Annotated in this window: 17 protein-coding genes; 4 read left to right on the top strand and 13 right to left on the bottom strand. The window is 52.9% G+C overall.

The window, feature by feature from the left end; genetic code table 11:
* Positions 1-4 precede the first annotated feature (4 nt).
* From ubiV to ubiT, 3 genes are read right to left on the bottom strand one after another with little or no spacing between them, the layout of a single operon-like run.
* On the bottom strand, positions 5-922 hold the full coding sequence (gene ubiV / locus WA429_RS04340; RefSeq protein WP_287466745.1) for a ubiquinone anaerobic biosynthesis protein UbiV: 918 nt from the start codon (positions 920-922) through the stop codon (positions 5-7).
* On the bottom strand, positions 919-1,896 hold the full coding sequence (ubiU, locus tag WA429_RS04345) for a ubiquinone anaerobic biosynthesis protein UbiU (RefSeq protein ID WP_101245620.1): 978 nt from the start codon (positions 1,894-1,896) through the stop codon (positions 919-921). Before ubiU ends, ubiV begins: the two co-directional genes overlap by 4 nt.
* Positions 1,897-1,920: 24 nt before the next feature.
* Positions 1,921-2,631, bottom strand: a complete 711-nt coding sequence (ubiT, locus tag WA429_RS04350) for a ubiquinone anaerobic biosynthesis accessory factor UbiT (protein ID WP_287466744.1) — start codon at positions 2,629-2,631, stop codon at positions 1,921-1,923.
* A gap of 262 nt (positions 2,632-2,893) precedes the next feature.
* Here ubiT and WA429_RS04355 point away from each other — a divergent pair, with 262 nt between their 5' ends.
* The 3 genes from WA429_RS04355 (at position 2,894) to WA429_RS04365 (ending at position 5,214) form a co-directional block, all read left to right on the top strand.
* Positions 2,894-3,601, top strand: a complete 708-nt coding sequence (locus WA429_RS04355; RefSeq protein WP_287466743.1) for a DUF542 domain-containing protein — start codon at positions 2,894-2,896, stop codon at positions 3,599-3,601.
* Positions 3,602-3,803: 202 nt separating this feature from the next.
* Complete coding sequence (locus WA429_RS04360) at positions 3,804-4,541, top strand: Crp/Fnr family transcriptional regulator (RefSeq protein WP_287466742.1); 738 nt, start codon at positions 3,804-3,806, stop codon at positions 4,539-4,541.
* Positions 4,542-4,554: 13 nt separating this feature from the next.
* Positions 4,555-5,214 carry a Crp/Fnr family transcriptional regulator gene (locus tag WA429_RS04365; protein ID WP_336107168.1) on the top strand — a complete coding sequence of 220 codons (660 nt, stop codon included), beginning with the start codon at positions 4,555-4,557 and terminating at the stop codon, positions 5,212-5,214.
* Positions 5,215-5,268: 54 nt separating this feature from the next.
* Here the strand turns inward: WA429_RS04365 and WA429_RS04370 are convergent, their stop codons facing one another.
* Genes WA429_RS04370 through WA429_RS04400 form a run of 7 tightly spaced genes read right to left on the bottom strand, consistent with a single transcriptional unit; the run spans position 5,269 to position 14,031 of the window.
* Positions 5,269-6,195, bottom strand: a complete 927-nt coding sequence (locus WA429_RS04370; protein WP_287466740.1) for an FAD:protein FMN transferase — start codon at positions 6,193-6,195, stop codon at positions 5,269-5,271.
* A gap of 8 nt (positions 6,196-6,203) precedes the next feature.
* Positions 6,204-6,797, bottom strand: coding sequence for a nitrous oxide reductase accessory protein NosL (locus tag WA429_RS04375; protein ID WP_287466739.1), 594 nt, complete (start codon positions 6,795-6,797; stop codon positions 6,204-6,206).
* The gene (locus WA429_RS04380) at positions 6,794-7,615 is read right to left on the bottom strand and encodes an ABC transporter permease (RefSeq protein WP_287466738.1); all 822 of its coding nucleotides are present in this window, start codon (positions 7,613-7,615) and stop codon (positions 6,794-6,796) included. Before WA429_RS04380 ends, WA429_RS04375 begins: the two co-directional genes overlap by 4 nt.
* Positions 7,612-8,502, bottom strand: a complete 891-nt coding sequence (locus WA429_RS04385; protein ID WP_044827772.1) for an ABC transporter ATP-binding protein — start codon at positions 8,500-8,502, stop codon at positions 7,612-7,614. Before WA429_RS04385 ends, WA429_RS04380 begins: the two co-directional genes overlap by 4 nt.
* Positions 8,474-9,814: a nitrous oxide reductase family maturation protein NosD gene (locus WA429_RS04390; protein WP_206926909.1), complete on the bottom strand. Its 1,341-nt coding sequence runs from the start codon at positions 9,812-9,814 to the stop codon at positions 8,474-8,476. Before WA429_RS04390 ends, WA429_RS04385 begins: the two co-directional genes overlap by 29 nt.
* Positions 9,815-9,817: 3 nt before the next feature.
* A complete protein-coding gene (gene nosZ, locus WA429_RS04395) occupies positions 9,818-11,764 on the bottom strand; it encodes a TAT-dependent nitrous-oxide reductase (RefSeq protein WP_101245900.1) in 1,947 nt (648 codons plus the stop codon).
* Positions 11,764-14,031 (bottom strand): NosR/NirI family protein, encoded by a 2,268-nt coding sequence (locus WA429_RS04400; protein ID WP_287466737.1) that lies wholly within the window; start codon positions 14,029-14,031, stop codon positions 11,764-11,766. Before WA429_RS04400 ends, nosZ begins: the two co-directional genes overlap by 1 nt.
* Before the next feature lie 982 nt (positions 14,032-15,013).
* Between WA429_RS04400 and WA429_RS04405 the strand changes: the two genes are divergently transcribed.
* Positions 15,014-16,177, top strand: coding sequence for a DUF418 domain-containing protein (locus tag WA429_RS04405; RefSeq protein WP_287466736.1), 1,164 nt, complete (start codon positions 15,014-15,016; stop codon positions 16,175-16,177).
* A 78-nt stretch (positions 16,178-16,255) separates the two neighbouring features.
* Here the strand turns inward: WA429_RS04405 and WA429_RS04410 are convergent, their stop codons facing one another.
* Genes WA429_RS04410 through WA429_RS04420 form a run of 3 tightly spaced genes read right to left on the bottom strand, consistent with a single transcriptional unit; the run spans position 16,256 to position 19,889 of the window.
* Entirely contained in the window at positions 16,256-17,452 is a 1,197-nt protein-coding gene (locus WA429_RS04410; RefSeq protein WP_287466735.1) for an aminotransferase class I/II-fold pyridoxal phosphate-dependent enzyme, read from the bottom strand.
* Positions 17,449-18,807, bottom strand: a complete 1,359-nt coding sequence (locus tag WA429_RS04415; protein ID WP_336107169.1) for an MATE family efflux transporter — start codon at positions 18,805-18,807, stop codon at positions 17,449-17,451. Before WA429_RS04415 ends, WA429_RS04410 begins: the two co-directional genes overlap by 4 nt.
* A complete protein-coding gene (locus WA429_RS04420; protein WP_287466734.1) occupies positions 18,807-19,889 on the bottom strand; it encodes a GNAT family N-acetyltransferase in 1,083 nt (360 codons plus the stop codon). Before WA429_RS04420 ends, WA429_RS04415 begins: the two co-directional genes overlap by 1 nt.
* Between the last annotated feature and the right edge of the window lie 264 nt (positions 19,890-20,153).

A 20,153-nucleotide genomic window follows, 5' to 3' on the forward strand; every position in this document is an offset into this window, starting at 1 on the left:
ATGTCTACTCTGCTCTTTGATCAAGTGTCTGACGAAACTCTGCGCCGGGAACACCGTGCAAGAAACCATCGGCGAAGGACATCGGGAAGTGCATCTCGTTTAGGTGATGCCTGAGTTCTTCCGGACTGGTTTCGTGTGCCAACACCTGGCGATAGAGGTCTGAAACCTTTGTCATATTCAGGCTGTGCGGGGACAGGCGGAATGCAGAAACACCAGTATCCTGCATCTGTGCGATATGGTCGGAGAGTTCTGTATAGTGGTAGGACAGGGTCTGTAACCCGTTCACCGCCAGAAATGGCGTTTCATCCAGAGTTTCAACATCCATACCGTCCTGATGTTCACTGCATACGTAACGGCATCCGTCCTTGTGCAGGCCGTGTGCCCTTGCTGAATAGCAGCGGGCCGAAATGGCCAACGGGATGCGACCAAACACTTGAACCTCTATCTCGACCGCCTTGCGCACGTTACATAATTTGGCAATCGAAGACATAGGCAATTCCCAAGGAAGGGCAATCCGTTTTGCACCTTTATCGGCAAAATAGGAAAACGTCCCTTCATTATAGGTATTGATATAAGGGCCAATCATGTGCGTTTGGCCTGCGAGCAAGCGCAAAATGGAAACATCATTGGCCTCGATCAGGATGCCGGGCATTTGTGCGATGTCACGTAGCTGGTTAACTTCGCGCTCATTCATCACCAGTGCCAAGGTTGAAAGAACCACTTCCTTTCCGGCGCGCTGAAGTCGTTCGATAACGTCAGGCAAGCGCTTGTCAAAGAATGGCATCCGCTTTGCGCAGACGACCTCGCCGACATGGACGGTATCGATGTCGGTTTCATCTGCGATGCGGTTGTAGAAGTCTATTTTACGGCTCTCATCCCAATGAAAAAGAACCGGGCCCATCACCAATCGCGATCTTGTCATTGCCAATTTCTCCGGTATGCACCTGTGGTATCGCTTTGACCTTCACTCAGCGTGCTGAGTTTTGATCGCGCGTCGTGTTGTCCCTTGGCGATTTTGTCCAGTGACGCACGAAAAGCGCCGACGACCTGTGATATGTATGCCTTCCCGCGTTGTCGTCCTTCGATCTTAAGGGCTGAAACACCGGCATCGGCCAATTCCGGCAGTATGGCGGTGACATCAAGGCTCGTGGGTTCTTCAAACAGATAGCCGGATTTGTCCATGGCGCGAAACCGACCCTTGCAGAGCGTCGGATATCCGACTTTTTCATCGCTGTCATAGATATTGATGGTGAAGTTACCCAGTCGGGAAACTGTCGCGTCACCGCGTTCTTCATAGTGAACATGTGCCGCTGGTGAACAGACACCGTTCATATTCGGACTTTCGCCCGTCGCGTATGAAGACAGTGAACAACGACCTTCGGCCATGACGCACATCCCGCCAAATGCGAATACTTCTGTTTCAACCTGTATGCGCTGATTCAGGGTACGTATCTCATCAAGCGAGAGAACACGGGGCAGCACAACACGCCGCACACCGAATTCCTGATGATAAAATCGAATGGCTTCTTCATTCGAAGCCGACGCCTGTACGGATAGATGCAAACGGGCGTCCGGATGACGGTCGCGCGCATATCGCAGCAAACCGATATCCGCAAGGATGATAGCATCGATACCAATTGCCACGGCGTCATCAACTGCCTTATGCCAGATTTCTTCTGCCCCGGCCTGTGGATAGGTATTGCAGGCAAGATAGACATGAACTCCGTGCTTGTGTGCATGTTCGACGGCATCGCGTAATTCAGCACGTGAAAAGTTCAATCCCGGAAAGTTTCGGGCATTCGTCGCGTCCCGAAAACCGCAATATACAACATCAGCACCCGCCGCGACGGCAGCGTGCAGGCTGGCAGGTGTTCCTGCAGGACATACGAGTTCCATATTGAACCTGTAACTGGTTGTGGATCAGGGATTGGCGGGTAGCGCGAAATCATCCTTGGCCGTGCCGGAAGGTTTGACACGCGTATGGCGGTTCCGCCTTTGTATTGTTTTCTCAATCTCAGCCATTGTGGCCGCTTGCGCGGACGTGCGTTTCTCCAAGCCGAGCAAACGTGTGGCAGTAGGTGACGTCAACGCGTCTGCCGTCCGGTTCATGTCGTGCTGAAGTTGCCGATAAATCTTTTCCGCAAGGCCAAGTGCTACCTTGGCTGCAGGTCCCATTATGCCAAAGCTTTCCGCCACAGCGGATCGCAGATCAATGGACTCTCCATCCAGGGCATTGCGAAGTGCGACAACAAGTTCGGTGCGTCCCTCGATCCGCAATGTGCGCGAAAAGAACAGTGCGTCACCATCTGATGACCCCTGAAGAAGCTCCAGCAGTGCGGGAAGCGGGCCTGATATCTGTGCTGCGATAGTTTCTTCTTCGCCATGTCTCGCGGGTCGGAGTTCAGGATGATCGGCATCTATTTTTAAATAGAATTGCAGATCTAGGTCAGTCGGAGAAATCAGTAGGGCGAATGCTTCTTGTTCGGCGATCCGTTCAAATACCGGTCTGTAGCGATGATGCATCGTCGCCATCGCTTGGTGGCATATGCGCGCGACCAAAAATGTCGGTGCATTGCGTATGAACGGGTTTGCCAGCAAAAATGGCGTAAAGGATGGATAGGTTTCTGTCACAGCGTACTCCGGCGTTTTGTATGGCGAAGTATCGCTGGTCTGCACAGACTGGTGTTTGATGTTTGTCAAGTCGCCGCGAGATTGGAATTACGCTTAGTTGGAATAACCCGACAGAACGTTATTTTGACGGGATAACCGGTCAGAGGCGACCGCAGCATTTTTTTTGGGGATGATATCATTTGACCATCGTCAATCTGCCAAATTATCGCTGGTTTAAACTCCCTTTCGTTTGCTGGATGCCGATTTTAGGGAGGACACCTTTATGCAAGATGCATTGAATACGGCAACATTGACCGTTACGCCTAACGAACTTCTTGATCAGCCCCTGGGGGGCTTGATTTCATGTTTCCCCGGCGCAACCTTGGTTTTTCGCCGCCATCGCATCGGTTTTTGTTGTCATCCTGACCGGACGCTTGAAGAAGCTGCAAAGCGCAAGGAGCTTGATCCGCATGTGATTGCGGAGGAACTCTGTGCGCTTCCCAAGGGGCCTTTGACCTTGCCAAATGTGGGGGATGTCGATGGGTTTATCGATTTCATTCTTACGCGTTATCACGATGTTCACCGCGATGAACTGATTGAGCTAATTGCGTTGTCTCGCGAAATTGAAATTGTCCATGGTGACCATCCGGACGCACCGGTAGGGCTGGCTGATGCATTGATCGAAATGGCCGAAAACCTTGATATGCACATGACCAAAGAGGAAAATGTTCTTTTCCCAGCGATGCGTGAAATGAGCCGGAATACCCCGATCACGCCAGCATTGGCTATGCCTATCCATTGTATGCGCGAAGAGCATGACGATCATAGTCAAGTCATTCACAAACTGCAGAAACTGACGAACAATTGCACCTTGCCCGACGGGGTATGTGGTTCGTGGCGCAGATTGTACAGCGGGACCAGCAAGCTGATCGAAGATCTTGTTGCCCATATGTATTTGGAAAACTCGATCCTGTTCCCACGGTTTGAATAGTTTTTGCACAATGTGACAGCGATGTCGTAGCGCATTTTTTGGCAAAGTCCTGCTGATTGGCAGGGCTTTTTTACTGGATAGTGTACCTGGTTTTATGGACCTGACCGACGTGTTTGACATGGAACAATCCAACCCGCCCGGTTGAATGTTAGATTTCTTCCAATGCTTAACAAAAACCGCGTTTTTCCATGGAAACTTCACAATGAGAGATATTGATCGAATCTCGGGTGTTCTCCAGTCTGGCCGCTATTTCAAAAACTGGCCGCAAGACGACATTCTGGAACTGGCATCATTATGCACGTGGGTCCGGTATGAATCCGATACGGTGATGATCCGTGCCGAAGACCCTGCTTCGGCCTTGTTTCTGATTGTGAATGGGCATGTTGAGCTGTCCTACACGAATGGAGATGGCAAGAACGGCGTTATTGATTTGTTGGGGGACGGCCAGCTTGTCGGCGAGTGTGCGCTGGCGCCGGAAGCTTGTTACGCCGCTTCTATCAAAACGTTGGACGCGACGACCGCCATTCGAATTGACGGGGCTGCTTTTGCCAACTTTCTTTCCGCGCACTTTGAACGGGCATTAGCCATGATGTCGGTCGTAACAGAAAGACTATGTCAAATGCTGCGCCAGACCGAGGAACTGAAATGCCGGTCAGCGGCCCAACGTCTGGGGATCTATTTGCTTGCCAATGCCGTTCCTGTCGGGGATGCGTATGACACACCGCTTACCATGGAAAAGTCCGCGTTGGCCCGCAAGATTGGCATGACCAGCGAGACGTTCTCCCGGGCACTTAAAAAGTTGTCGGAACATGGCGTGTCCCAGCATTCCAGCGGACACATCATCCGTATTGCAGATACCGAGATGCTGGCCGAGTGGTGTGGCCTTTCAAACAGTGGAACCTGGGAGGAACAGTCAGATGGTTTCAAGGTCGCTATCTAGCGCGGATCACGATGTGATCTCTCAGGTGCCACTGTTAGCCGCACTTGGGGAAGAGCGGCTAAATACTTTGCTCGGAACATGCAAGGTCGAAAGCCACGCCCGCGGGGAACATCTTTTCCGGGCGGGGGATGTGGCCGAGTATTTCTATATTCTGCTGTCCGGTCATTTGCGCCTCGTGAAAACATCCGCACAGGGGGATGAAACGGTAATGCATTTCCTGACCGAGGCCGGGTCGTTTGCAGAGGCAGTTTCCTTTGCCGGTCGGTCCTATCCGGTTGAATGTCAGGTTGTTGAAAATTGCGAAATCGTTGCCATTCCGCGCATGGCCTATCTTGGCATTTTGAAAAGTGCGCCTGACGTTCTTGGTGATGTGTTGGCAAGCCTGTTACGTTGGGAGCGGTTCTTCCTTGAAGAAATCTATAAGCTGCGCCACACACGTCCGATCCAACGGATTGCAGCGTTTCTGATCGATTTTGAAGACCGGAATGGCGCAACCATCGACGGCGCAAGTGGCAAAAACTTCCCAGATAAGCGCCAAATCGCCAGCCGGATCGGTATTACACCAGAAACGTTTTCCAGATCGTTGCGCAAGCTCGAAGCAACTGGCGCCATATCTGCGGGGCCGAAACTGCAAGTCCTTGATCGAGCCGCACTTCTGGAACTGGCGCGTTAGGGCAGCAGTATTTCAGCCACGTGTAAGCGACGCACATCGCAACCGGTGCCAAAGTTAAGCCATTTGTGCACTTGGGAACTGCGTGAGAAACTTGGCTGCTTCGCCTTTACTCATAAGGCAAATGGCCGTGCTGAGCCCGTCTGCCACGGCAGCAGAGGTTGCTGTTACACTAACAGCCTCGGTGCGTGCTTGCGTGGGACGGCCTGTGCGTGGATCAATGATATGTCCAACCAAACCTGCCTGATCAAAAAAGGTGCCGTTTGGCAGTGAAGTTGCCAAGGCGTTGTCACGCAACATCACCTTTTCTTTTCGAATTCCCAAACCGGTATCAATCGAAACAGGCCAGTCTTTACCTTCCGGGTGACCGCCAAGTGCTGCGAATTCCCCGGTATTGATCAGCACATTATTCAATCCGTCATGTCGAAGCAGCTTGGCAATTCGGTCTGCAACATAGCCTTGGGCAATTCCATTCAGGGTCATTGCCATATTCGGTCTTTTAAAGCTGACTCGACCCTGATTGATAGCAACCTTGTCCCAGCCTGTTCTAAAAAGCGTCTCACGGATTGACTCATTCTCGGGGGGGCGGCCCTGTGAATGGCTTTGCGCATATAGTCGCCAAAGTGACTGAACCGTTGGATCAAAAAGCCCACCACTTGCCCGGTTTATGATCCCACACAGCCCCAAACATTCCAAAAATTCGAACGGCGGTGCATCAATCACGCCATCGCGGTTCAATTGTGCAAGCGTGGAATGTTCGCGATAAAGACTGAAGATATTTTCCAGTCGTTCGAGTTCGCGGGTTGCGCGCGACAGGATATTGTCAGCATTAGGATGCGACAGGCTGATCGAGGCAGCAGCCCCCATTGCAACGCCCTTCCATGTTCGGATTGGTTGCTGTGCCTTTAATGTAAACGGCACCGTCGCGAGTGTGCCTGCGGCGGCAAATATGGTCAGAAACCGACGTCGTGAAAATTCGGGCATGGCGAACCTCATTCTTTGCGAAGTTTTTCAAGACGCGCGCGATAATCGTCGTCATCTGGAATGATCGCCGTTTCGAGCGGCTCGTTAGATGGCATGACCGTGGTGTTGTTTAGAACGAGCGCGTCATCAATGTCGTCAAGGCGCATTATTTGGCCACCATGGCGGGCGACAAATTTTCTGGCATCGTCCTGATCGGAGAAGGGAACAAGTTCCGATGCCCCCATGCCGCCGGTCATGGTAGAGGCGACGACATAATGCGCGCTGCTTGCCGTTATCCAGTTTTCTCGTCCAACATTTTCCCAGTCATGGGCCTTGGACATGTCGCTGACGTAGATGGCGCTGATTTTATAGTTTTGTTCGGGCATGCGTTCATAGGCGATGCCGTCGCGAACCTGGCTGAAAAACAGAGGGTAGGGCAAGCCGTCAAGATGAATTTGTGCCTTGGGGCCGGCATGCTCAAGAATGTCCATCTGGCAGAAATGTCCGACAGCTTCTTCGGTCATGGCAACCGGAGGCGGCATGGTTTCTTCAGTTTGTTGCTGACATCCGGCAAGAAACATCAGGTTGATTACGATCAGAAGCAACGTTGGGGGGGATATCATGGCGTGACCCTCCGGAAAGTCAGCCAGGCGAGGACTGTGGCAATCACCGGCCAAACCAGGATGGATATCAGGGCATGAATAGCGGGGATGCTGTTGGCAGCCCCTGTCAATCCAGCTGCAGCCGCGGTCGCATCCGAAGCGGCGAGGTTGTATATCCGAAATGCATCGGCGGGATTGCCAAGCAACAGCCAGGGAAAATAGTGCGTAGTGAAGGTGCCGCCATCATCGGCGACGATGGCCGCCAACAGGCCAAGGTCATATAAAACAATCAGAACTAGCCAGAGCCCGATCACCAATCCCGCTGCTGCGCCGGGTCTGCGTGCAAATGATGATATGCCATAACCGATCCCAAGGAATGTTGCGCCAAGAAGAAGTGACGACCAGAACAGTCGGAACAGTGCGGGGATACCGACAAGTGCATTGGGGTCGGTTGCAATGGCAGCGACGGCGGCAATTCCATACCCCGCCAAGACGGCGATAGTCAGGATCGATAGATGGGCCAGGAACTTCCCGAAAACCAGTTCTCCACGGGCCACGGGATAGGTCAGAACAAGGGACAAGGTGCCACGTTCTATCTCGCCAGCGATTGCATCAAATGACATCAAAAGTGCAACCAACGGCACAAGGTATACCGCAAGGGATGTCAGGCTTGCGACAGTGATTGACAGTTTATCTGCACCAACCGTACCGGTCGGAGCGCTGCCTGCTGCCGATAATACAAGCGCAAACAACACCATCATCCCGACGGAGATCGCAATCCAGCGGTTACGAAGGGCAATGATGAATTCGCTATGGGCTGTCGCCAGAACCTTGTTCATGCGTTCCCCCGTTTACTGAAATGGCTATAGATATCTTCCAGGCTGGGCGGAATGACGTCGACATCATCGACCAACGGCCCCAGTGCCGAGATATCGCCAAGACGCGCGAGTTTTTCCTGCGAACTGCACACCAGATCGACCATCACCCCGTTGCTGCGTTCCCCGGAAAGCTTTTGGGCAACCTCGTCCGCCTTGCCGCGCTGTGCGGAAACCTGAAGGCGGATCGGCAGTGAGGCCCTTTGACGCAGGTTTGCCAGGGTATCGTTTGCCACCATTACGCCGGACGAAAGAATGACGATCCGGTCGGTTCTGGCCTCAACCTCGGTAAGGGCATGCGACGACAGAAGAATGGCAGTTCCTTGCGCGGCCAGTTCATCAAGAATGACATAGAATTCGCGCCGGGATACAGGGTCCAGTCCGCTGGTGGGTTCATCAAGGATAAGGAGTTTTGGTTCACCAATGAGCGCCTGAGCCATGCCGACTCGTTGGCGCATCCCCTTGGAGTAGGTTCCAATCCGACGGTTTGCAGCCGCCCCCAATCCGACCCGCTCGAGAAGTGATATCGCCTTTCGCGGATCCTCATCGCGAAGTCGAAGATAGTATCGGAGCTGTTCTTTTCCGGTCAGTGATGGGTGAAAGGACGCGTTTTCGGCGAGATAGGCCGTTTGGGTGCGAGCCCGGTAACTGCCAGGCGCAAGGCCATGCACGGAAACCGTCCCGCCGTCGGCGGTGATGAGGCCAAGGATGATTTTCATCAATGTTGATTTGCCAGCGCCATTATGGCCGAGCAAGGCGACACGTTCACCTGCGGCAACATCAAAGCCAACCGCATCAAGAACGGTATGATCATCATAGCGTTTAGTGACTTGCGAGAGGGTCAGACACATTTTCAGTCCTTTCACGCAACCAGACAGGATTGGCGCGAGCAGCCAGTTCAAGAGAAGTGATTTCTTCGGGAACCCGAATTTCGATCGGTTTCATGAGCGGGAAGCTGTCGACGACCCCACCCGGCAACGTGGCGGGGAAGTGTGCCTGGCTCCAGCGGATCAACTGAACAGCGGGTGACCCCAAAAGCATTCCGGCTGCTGGTTGTGACCAAAGAATATGGTCCATAAGGTCGTTTGGTCGGAACCGGCTGTCGGCAATACCATTGCGATCAAGATCGAACACCGGATGATCCGACCAGAAATTTCCCCGGCCATCGAAGCTCCATTCCACATCACGGGTGCCGACATATTTGACCTGGGTCTGGTTGGCGATAAATGCGTTTCCAACCATGGCATTTCTTTCGGAGCCGGCAGTGAAATGAATACCGATCCCACATCCTTCAAACCGGTTATCCCCGATCAGATTGCGATGGGCGTTGTAGATAAAAAGGCATTTGCCACCGGTTCCACGAACCAGATTTCCGACCAGATCAGACTTGTTGGTATAGTTGAGCATCAAACCCTGATCGCGGTCGGCAAGTGACATATTGTCGCGCACGGTAATCCGGTCGGAATACATCAAGGCAAACCCAAGGTGATTTCCGACCGAAATGTTTGCCGAAATTTCGGAGTCATGGGCGTACATGTAATGCACGGCAAATCTCAGATCGCGCATCAGGTTGCCGCGGAATATCCCGCGTTTGGAAGTATTGACAAAAATGCCGTCGCGACCGAGCCGGATGTCATTCCGTTCAACCAGTGTGCCGGGTGCGTTCCAGACATATATGCCGTTGCCACGTGAATTCATTCGATGATCACGCCGACCGACAATTGTATTGGCGAGAACGGTAACGTTCTTCGCACCGTGAATATCAATGCCGTAAAGATTGCCAAGAATATGATTATTCTCGATCAGGACACGGGCGGCGGTGCGGTGCAGTTGAATGCCCGAATCAATCGTTTCGTGTGACGATCCCGATCCGGTAATTTTCAAGCCGCGGATGGCAATATCCGTTCCGGTTACTGTAATAACGCTTCCGGTTTTGTTGCCATAGACGTTTGCCTTTCCCTGACCATCAATTGTTATGGGTTTATCGAGTGTGATCGGTCCCTGATGTGGGCCCGGGTCGAGCAACAGCACATCGCCGGGGGAAGCCCCGGCGATGGCCGCAAACAGCGCCCCGTCAATCGACGGCACAGATTGACTTGCTGCGAAAACCTGCAGCGGCATTGCAATCAGACCCAGAAACATCATGACGGGGCGCAACATCATAGGTTAGCTCCGTGGTTCAACGAACATACGGCCGCGCATTTCCATGTGCAGGGCATGGCAGAACCACTGGCAGTAGTACCAGTAGACACCGGGTTTGGAGGCGACAAAGGTTGCCGACGCGGTTGCCTGCGGGCCTACTTCGAATGCCACACCATGATCACCCATGGTGAAGCCGTGGGTCAGGTCATCGATGTCGTCCATGTTGGTGATGATGACGGTGACTTCATCCCCTTCCTTGACCTTGAAGGATTCAAGACTAAAGGTTGGGGCGGAAGAACTCATATAGACACGGACTTTGTTGCCATCCCGGACAACGGTTTCAGCCCAGTCGTCAATGTCGACGCCATCGGCCTCTGCCTGTTCGCGGGTTTTGGCCCACATCGGGTCCTGACGGTTCCAGACACTCAACGGATTGACCACGGAACGGTGAACAATGATTGAGTCATGAGGCTCGGCAAATGTCGGACCATCATGCATCAGGACAAGGTCGTCGCCCTGCATCGAAAACAGTTGTTCATTCTCGGGCTTGAGCGGGCCGACATTGAGGAAGCGGTCCTTGGAGAATTTGTTCATTGAAATGAACCATTTCCCGTCGGCTTCCAGTGTTTCCCCCATCGAGGTGGAGTTGTGCCCCGGTTGATAGTGGACATCGACCTTTTTGATGATCGGATCGACATTTTCACCAGCATAGGCGCGCACGGCTTTCTCGATGTTCCATTTGACCACCTGACTGTCGAGGAACAGGGTGGTCAGGGCGTTGCCCTTGCCGTCAAACGCGGTATGTAGCGGACCAAGCCCAAGTTCCGGTTCGGCAACAACGGCTGAACGCGGTTCTGCGCCGTTGTAGAACACGTCATCCAGCTTGGTGACATCAATCACCGATACAGTCGGCGACAGTTTGCCAGCGATGCAAAGGTGTTTCTTGTCCGGTGCCATGTTGCAGCCATGTGGGCTGTTGGGGATTGGGATGTAACGGGTGTAGTTCTTGTTCTTGCCTTTCCGACCGTCGATGACCTTGACGCCATTGAGCTCGATGTAATCACCCGCAGCGATGCCTTTTTCGATTTCCTTGATGTTAAAGACAACAACGTGATCAAGCTCGGATGCGGTCATTTCCGCAAGGTTCATCCCCATTTCCGAGTTGTAGCTGGTCGAGAAGGCGTATTTTCCTTCATAGTCGGCATCAGTGTTATCTAGGTTACCCGATACCATGACCTGCCAGGCGACCTGCATCTCATCTGCGTCGATTGCAGTGTAGAAGTTTACGTATTGCGACGGATCATCGAGCACCTTGCCGTCATTGACCATTGGGGTTTCGTCTTCGCCATTGGCAAAGACGTAGTTGGTCCGCGGCCATTTTTGTGGACGCAGGCCGTGAATGGCCTTGGCGTTCGGGATTTCAAGGATCTTGTCCGCCTTCATAACATCACAACGGACGCGGGCGACGCGCGTATTCGCCTTGTCATTCATGAACAGGAAACGGCCGTCATATTTGCCGTCGGTGAAGGACATATGAACGTGGTGCAAGTCGCCGTTATCATGGATCTTCTTGCCGTTGGCAGCGAGAAACTCCTTGGTTTTGGGCAGCATGTTTTCGGTAAGAACATTCAGGCTTTCATTGGTTTGTCCCCAACCGGTTGCCGAACAGCGGTTGAAAACAGGGACACGCATCAGCTCGCGCATGGACGGGATACCCAGAATGCGCATTTCGCCCGTCTGACCTGATGACCAGAAACCGTAATATTCATCAAGCTGACCGGGGGCGAGGCTTGCCTCAGTTCCGGTTGACGCTTGCGCACTGCCAAGCGAAAGGGCTGTTGCAGCGCCGGTTGCACCACCGACTGCTGCGATGCGCGCGGCACCTGCCGCACCGGCAAAGGCAGCACCACCGGCAGCAACGCCGAATAGATCACGTCGGGTGATTCCGGGTTTGGATGTTTTGTCAGACATCATGACTTCTCCTTGAGATTTTGCTTGGTCGTCCGGGTCCGGTTCAGTGCTTTTTGCGCACCTTCCGTGCTCGCCAAGAGGCTTTCCTGCCGCTTGAGTTTCTTGATCACGACCGGACAGATTTTTTCGCTTTGATACAGCACCTGACAGTGAAGGCAGTTGTGGCACTCGTTGGGGTTGATTTCTCCTGTGGGGTGAATGGCTTGAACCATGCATTCATGTGCGCAGTTCTGGCAGGGACTGCCGCATTCCTTGTAGCGTTTGAGCCAGTCAAACATGCGCATACGCGCTGGAATAGCGAGGGCCGCCCCCAAAGGGCACAGATACCGGCAATAGAACCGTTCGACGAAAAGCCCGGCGCCAAGAAGGACAAGGGCATAAAGAACAAACGGCCATGCTCGATCAAATTTGAGGATGATGGCAGTCTTGAAAGGTTCTACCTCGGCCAGTTTTTCCGCCTGATCAATGGAGGCCAGCATGGTACCGAAGAGGCCAAGGAAGATGATGTATTTCACCGCCCACAACCGTTCATGCAATCCCCAGGGAAGCGTCCACTGCGGGACGTGGAAAAATTTGGCGATCCGGTTGGTCAGTTCCTGAAGAGCACCGAACGGGCACAGCCAGCCGCAATAGGCACCACGTCCCCAGAAGATCAATGCCGCAGCGACTGAGAACCACAAGATAAAGGTCAGTGGATCAAGCAGGAATGCTTCCCAGGTAAAGCCGGTCACAAGCGAGTTGGTCAGCGCCATGAGGTTGACGACGGAAAGCTGTGCATTAGCGTACCAGCCAAGGAACACCAGCGTGACCGTCAGGAACGAAATTCGGAACCAGAAGGTGAATCTGGCAGAACGTGTCAGGAAGCCCTGGAAGAAGAACGCTGCGGTCAGAACAAGCAACATGATGCTGAGCACAACAATTTCGACCGTTTTGTCACGCCAAATCCGTTGCCAAAGGGCTGTTTTGGCTGCTTGCTCGTCCGTGGCGAAACTAGCCTTGGTTGCGTTATCTGCCTCCGGCGTTGGCGGAACTACTTTGGTCAGGTAGTTGGCTGGCGGCTGCCAGCCGATGTCAAAGGTGGTGTAGAGACGTTCAATCGCACCGACATCGCGATGGACAAGAAGTTCCAGACGCCAGGGCTGGGTCGGGTCAAAGTTGCTGCTTGCCGGGATCTTGAACAGATCCATCTCTTTGAATTCCGGTGCGCCATCGGCCATGATGTCTCCAACACGGCGATGGTTGCGATCCCGGAAACGTACCGACATATCGCCCTGGATAAGCTGGATGCGGTCAAATAAGCCGCCGCGCACATATCCCGACCCCTTGAAGGAATACTGTCCGCGCGCGGTGACAAGAATGGCTTCTTCTCCGTCTTTGAGCCATGCCTTCAGGTTGTTGTAGCCGCGCTCGCCAAGTGCCGCCCTGCCGATGGCTGGGATACTGACGAGCGAGACATACATGTCGATGAAGGTTTCTTCAGCAGGGGCTTCGATCGGACGCTCAAGTGCTCTTGGATCGTCCATCGCGGCAAAGGCGTCATTGACCTGACCGACATCAAGTGACATGCGACGAACAGTCCCGTCACCAACCAGTGTGAACCAGTCTTCCGGGGCGGTTGCATCTGTGTTGATTTTAAGTTGTTGCGTGTTCGACGGTTCGGGTGCACTCAATCCACCCAGTTTGAGCATGCGTGCAACCTTGATGCCCGAACGCAGGATCGAGTCATCAATGACCATAATGGTGACCGTTGCACCGGAAATAATATTCAGCTCATGGTCTGCATCTTTTGTTGCGGCAACCAGGTCAAAGCCGACATATCCCTCGGTGAGTGACGCGATCCGCTCTTCTGGAATGCCAATAAGAACAATCGGTTCGGAATGCTTTACTAGTTTGACACCGATGATCCGGGCCTTTGAGTCAACAGCAACCATCACATGGATTGGTTTGCCGGAATAGCCGGTGGTGCCAACAAAATCAGAGGTAATAAAGGCCCAGCCGATTTGGTCGCCGTTCTTGAGAACCGGTGCTACCGGCGTGTCTTTTTGAATCGGGCCATAAGCATCAGCACCCTTGACCAGGGATGCCGCGGGAACCTTATCAAGAAACTGTGCCAGAACAGGTTTGGTTTGCGCAGTTGCCGGGGATGCACACAGCACAACAGAAAGAAGGCAAACAACAGCAACAATCAGAAGCCAATGCAGGGGCGTCATCGCGCGCGGGGCGTGGTGTCTGGTCTGAGGATGAAGCGGGACACATGGGGTGTTCATGAATTCAAACCTTGTAGGGAGGCGCGCGTGCGCTTGCAGGCGCAGTCGGGGCTGTGTCTGCGTGGTCAAATGACAGGGGCACCGTCGCCCGGATGACAGCGCGGGGATGCCCGAATGCATCAGTCTTGTTGGGAAGTTCGAGCGCAGATCCGTTCAGACAATTCATACAATTTGGGCAATCGCATTCGACAGGAGCGGGAACCTTGTTGCCGTTCCGGTCGATCAATATTGTCACGGGATTTTGGTCTGCGGAGCAGATCGTGATTTGAACAAGGTCAGTAGGTGTGGCGTGCTTCGTCACGTGGGAAAACGCTTGAGCAACACCGGTTCCGGTCAGGGAAAGTGCGATCAGAAATACCAGAAATGTGCGAAGCATTTTTTCCATAATGCTTCTCATATTTCATTGTGGATTCTGGATCCTTGATACTGGTCAAGCGGGAAGAAGCTCGCCTGTCAATCGATTGCAGAGGACCTATAGATGTTGAGATTGGTTCAAGTCGTTTCTGAACCAATCGTGACAAATAATGAACTCGTTTCATTGCGGGACGAACAACCAGCGAGCAGAGTATGAATGAGGACAGGTTCAAGACCCAACCAGCAAACGTATCTGGAGCAATAAGTCCGCAAACAATTTCCTTGGCAAAGGTACTTTGAGAAAAATGTCAGCTTTTCTGTCAATTCTGCAGGTTTTTGTCATCTTTTGTGACAATCGATGACAACTTATCTGGCAATCGGAAATGCTAAGACATTGATTTCGCGGAAAGTCGAATGTCAGCTTTTGTGGCACCTGACACGAAAATTTATGCTGCCTGAAGCCGACGCATACATGCGTCGGTACCGCCAACGGTTTGTCATAATTCGGGGGGAATGGGATTTTTTGTTCAGCGTGGATAAGCTGTGCAGAAGCCTTTCTTGCCCCTGAACTAAATCAGTTGCCAAACGTCTTTCCAATAAGAGTTCCAATCAAGAGGAAAGACGTAAGATGCTTCAGCAACGCGAGTCATCAATTGACGCCCTTCGCGCGTTCGCCCTGTTCGGGATACTTGTGGTCAATTTGCCCTTCTTTGCGATTACGTTCGGTTTTGCTGGCGGGGGATGGCAGGACGGGGATCCGCTTTGGTTGAATGTGCTTGCCGCGAGCGTGATCCAGGGATTGTTTGAAAGTAAATTCATCCTGATTTTCTCGGCCCTGTTCGGGTTTGCTGCGTTACAGCAGTTCAAACGATATGGGGTCGGTTTTTATGTTCGGCGGCTTTGTGTGCTGGCAATGTTCGGCGTTGTGAATCTGGTATTCCTTTTCGAAGCAGACATTTTGCTGCCCTATGCGGTGATCGGGCTGCTTTTGTTGATTGTTCGGCATATGTCTGTTCGCGGGCTTTTGGTTTGCGGTGTTGCTCTGTGGGCGATGGCTGTGCTTGGCAATGCGCTTTTCGGGGTGAACCTGACAGTGAACCCGTCGCCTTATGTCGCGCCGGAAATACCGGTTTCGGTGGTTCTGGCCACAGGCAGTTTCGCCGATGTAATGGCGGTACGTCTTGAGAGTTGGGCCGGTTTCCAGCTTTATTGTCTTTGGAGCAACTATCTGCTTGTTGCGGCTGCCATGGTCTCGGGCCTTGCTGCCGCGCGGTTTTGTGATGAAAACGGCTTTGATGCTCTTGTTGGCAAATTACGCACTATTGCGGCGTTTGCCGCCTTTCCGGGAATCGCTGGAAGCCTTTTTTATGGGGCGCTTGCATCGCTGCCCGCGGCATTTGAGCCAGAACGATTCTTTATGATGACATTGGTTTTGCGTCCGCTGTTTGCGGTGCCATTGTCCATTATTCTTGTCGCATATGGTCTTTCGGCTTTTCGTGCAACGGCTTGTCGCAGTTTGGTTGCATTCGTTGCGCCGGCCGGTCGCATGTCGCTGACAATCTATTTGGGGATGTCATTGGCCATGGGGTTGGTGTTCCTTGGTTACGGTGCCGGTATGCACAATCAGGTTCGTCTGGCTGATTGTTTGTGGATTTCAGTCGTGATGTATCTGGGCTGGATCGTTTTTGCCAAGTTTTGGTTCCGCTTTGCATCACGCGGACCGCTTGAATTGATTTTGGCCGTTCTGACAAGGCCGAATTCGCGACAGGGAGTTGTGTCGGTTGGCAGTTAAGCCGCAACAGTCAGAAATGCAAAAGGGCGCCAGTTTGGCGCCCTTTAATTGTTACGAGAGTTGGCCAAGGCCGTGGCCTTAACTGGTTACCCCGGCATCGATTGCCTGTTTTAAATCTGCGAGAAGGTCAGACGGGTTTTCCAGCCCGCAGTAAATGCGCACAAGTTGCGGATCCAGCTGGAAATGACGAAACGCACTGATTTCATATTTCTGGTGCAGTACAGCAGCCGCAGGAACGACCAGACTTTCAGGTCCCCCCCAACTTACGCCTAACCTGAATGTTCGAAGGGCGTTGCTGAAATTCCGAATGTCGACCGTCTTATCAAGAATGATGGAAAACAGGCTCGAATGGCCATGTAATGTACGTTTCCCGGAATGGTCACTGAACCCGGTATAGAGCACTTGGGAAACCTTAGGGTGCTGGGTCAGGCTTGTGGCCAAATACTCGCCGGTTTGAGCGTGTCGTTGCATGCGCAGCTCAAGTGTGTCGAGGCCGCGGAGCAAAAGCCATGCTTCAAACGGACCGAGTTTTCCGCCGAGATAGGGGAAGGTTGAACCGTTGATTTTGTTGATCAAGTCCTTTCGCCCGGTGACGACGCCGGCAACCGTGTCGCTGTGACCAGACAGGAATTTCGACGCGGCATGGATGACAAGATCGATACCGTGGTCGGCCGGGCGCTGAAAAACCGGTGTGGCCCACGAGTTGTCGATAACGGTGATCACGTTTTGCTGCTTTGCAGCTTGGGCCAGTTTTTCCAGGTCCTGGAGCTCAAATGTCAGAGACGTCGGGCTTTCAAGGAACAATAGTTTTGCACCTGAAATGACGTCAATTACGGCATCTGTCTTGGTGCCATCGACATAATCGATGGCGACCCCCATTGGTCTGAGCATGGTTTCAAAAAGTCGATATGCATCGGAATAGACATTGTGAACGGTAACGATCCGGTCTCCCGGCTCGACAAGTGCCATGACAGTTGCACTGATTGCCCCCATCCCGCTTGCAAAGGCGCGGGATGCTTCGGTGTTTTCCAATCTTGCAATTTCCCGTTCAAATGCCATTACGGTGGGGTTGTCACCACGCGCATAGATGGGGCCGCCAGGATTTCCGGCATAGGCATTCGCCATGTCGTCAAAGTCGCGAAATGCAAATAATGACGTTTGATAGATCGGCTGGGAAACCGCCCGGAAGTGACGCTCGTAGTTGGGATCAAATGCGCCGTGATGCCCGGTTTCCTGGTCTTGCAGCGAAAGTGGCTTTGAAGGTAGCTCGTTCATGATGAAAGCTCCTTGATCAAGAGTGTTTTGCGATCAGAAAACGTCAGAGAAACAGCAAGGAGTGCCGTCAGCCCGGCCGCGAGCGCAGGTGCCATGACAATTCCGTCCAGGCCAAATGCCATGGGCAAAAATAGAGCTAGCGGTATTTGAATGTAGCCCTGTGGTGCCATGCTGACGATGGCTGCGCGCCGCGCATTATGAGCAGCCTGAAACCGCGATACCATTGGTTGATAAATGCCAACGAACGCGATTTGTATGGCAAGGATATCGAGCAGATGCGCACCAAAGGTGATCAATTCCGCTTTGCTGACGAAGGCGGCAATCAACCAGTCCCCGAACAGGAAGGCAATAACTGCGCAGGTCATCGAAAAGCCCGCGCAGTAGAGAAGGATACCCTTAAACACGGCCTCAAACCGTGCCTGATTACCTGCACCCGCAGCGTAGCTCAGGATCGGTTGCGCACCCAGGCAAAATCCGATGATCGGAAGAATGGCAAGAAGCACAATACGTAACGAGATGGCCAATCCAGCCAGTTCTTCTTCGGTGCCATGCGTGGTGGCGGCCTGCATCAGAACGGCAAAGCATATTGATGCCAGAATGGTGGTTGTACTCGCCGGAATGCCAAGCTTGCCAAACGGTATGAGGGCTTTGCGCCAAGAAAGTGTGCGAAGGGCCCCGACATCGGGATGTATTCGGCCAAGGCGTTTTTTGAAGTAATAGACATACGCACAAAGGGCTGCGATCTGCGAGATGATCGTTGCCAAAGCCGCCCCTGCGACCCCCAAATCCAGTCCGAAGATGAGTATCGGGTCCAGCACCATGTTCAGACCAAACGATCCGAGCAAGGTATACATCGAAAACCGGCTGTTACCTTCGCCGATTGCAATGAAATCGCAGACGATCTGCAACAGCACCAACACAGAGCAAGCCCCGAGAATTCGCATGTAAATGGAAGCTTCGGTGAAAACCTCGTTGCGCGCACCAAGCAGATGCAGAATTGGGCCGTTAAACAATGTGATCAGGATGGCAACGGCAACACCAAAGCCAATGGCCAAAGCCAAGGCAAGGGACGCGCTTCTTGCGGCATCATTGACATTGTCCCTGCCAAGAGCGCGACCGATTTCGGTTGAGGCCGTCAAACCCAATCCGTGCCCGATTGCACCGACCAGCATGAAACAAGGAATGGATAAAGTTACGCCCGCCATCGCACTAAGTGCATATTGGGAAACAAAAAAGGCGTCGACGACCTGATTGATGGCATTGATCGAAAGCCCTGCCACAGATGGCAGGGCCAGTCGCAGGATCAATCGCATGATCGCTGGATCATTCAGGTTCGGAAGAGCACGCTTTCGCATCAGGAAGCATCCTCATCGCGGACAAAGTCCGGAACATACAGCCGGTCATCAAAGAAGCGTTCGCGCAGCAACATGACAAGAAGGGACGTCTTGTGGGGGAAGCGAACCTGTTTAATGCCGGCAAAGCCCGAACGCAGAAGATTGCGGATTTGCTGATTGTGGCCGGCATCAGGTTCGCCAACAATGCGCTGCGTTCTTGGGTCATCAAGGAACATGTAATGCATCAGAGACGGCAGCCATGCGGTCAGATATTCCTTGCCGCGAAAAGCTTCTTCACCAATGGCAACATGCCAGCCGCGGTCAAAGTCATCTGCATCATAATGTTCGCCAAGGCGATCTTCCTGTGCCCAGTAGAGCTCGAAATACCCGAACGGGATGTCGTTGAAATACCCGATAAGCGGTTCGGTTCTGGGGTCATCCAGTCGGCTTTGGATGAAAGCTTTGTGCTTTTCCTCTGAACCGGATTCTTCCCAGAAGACGTCGACGCGCGGGTCGTTCATCCATTTATGGAAGCACCCGAGATGACGCCGGACATCCGCGCGTTCGAACCGGATTGTTTTGTCAATCCAGGGGATGTGACGCGCATAAAGTGTGTGCGAGGCACTTGGACGACGGACTGGATGACGACGTCCGTTGGTTGACGTGTAACTCAACGGAAGAGGGTCGCGTTCGGGATGGGCCAACCAGTTCAGCGTCAATTGATAGAGATTGCGTGAACTGACAACAAGGCCGTCATCTGAATGAGAGATCAAACCGCTGCGAACCATGTTCGCTGTCCATTCCGGGTCCAGTTGCGGGGGAAGTTTGATTTCAGACCGGGAAGGATGTGCAATCAGAAGCGCCTCGCCCAAGGCAGCCAAACCCTGGGCATCCAGAACGTTCAATGTCAGGCTTGCGACATCATCAAGGATGATCTGGTTTGGTGACAGGGTGAAATAGAAGTCGTGATTTTCACTTTCACCACATAGCTGAATATGTCCGTTCTCGATGGATGAGCGCCATTTTCCCGCGTTCTGAAAGTGCGGAATTTCCAGTTTTCGGGATGAGTTTTGAGTTGGCGTTTCTAATGCAATGACATTCATGTCCGGATCTCCTGATGTCGAAGTTTCCAACCTTGTTGGGTTCGTTAAGTCGCTGTAGTCCGGACGGATGAGGGGATGCGAAGTTCAGGTGCATTTTTTCAGTTCGAGATGCAGAAACTTCTGAACTTGGCGCGCGACGGTTCGTCTTCGGTGCAAATGCTTGAAACTTGCTTTGCCAACGTGGAGACGACCATGAATGGTTCTCAGGCGGTAAATGCCGCGTCCTTAAACCCATCAAACGAACCGATGTCAAAGCCCGGCTTT

The organism is Thalassospira sp. CH_XMU1420-2, from assembly GCF_037029325.1.
Taxonomy (GTDB): domain Bacteria; phylum Pseudomonadota; class Alphaproteobacteria; order Rhodospirillales; family Thalassospiraceae; genus Thalassospira; species Thalassospira povalilytica.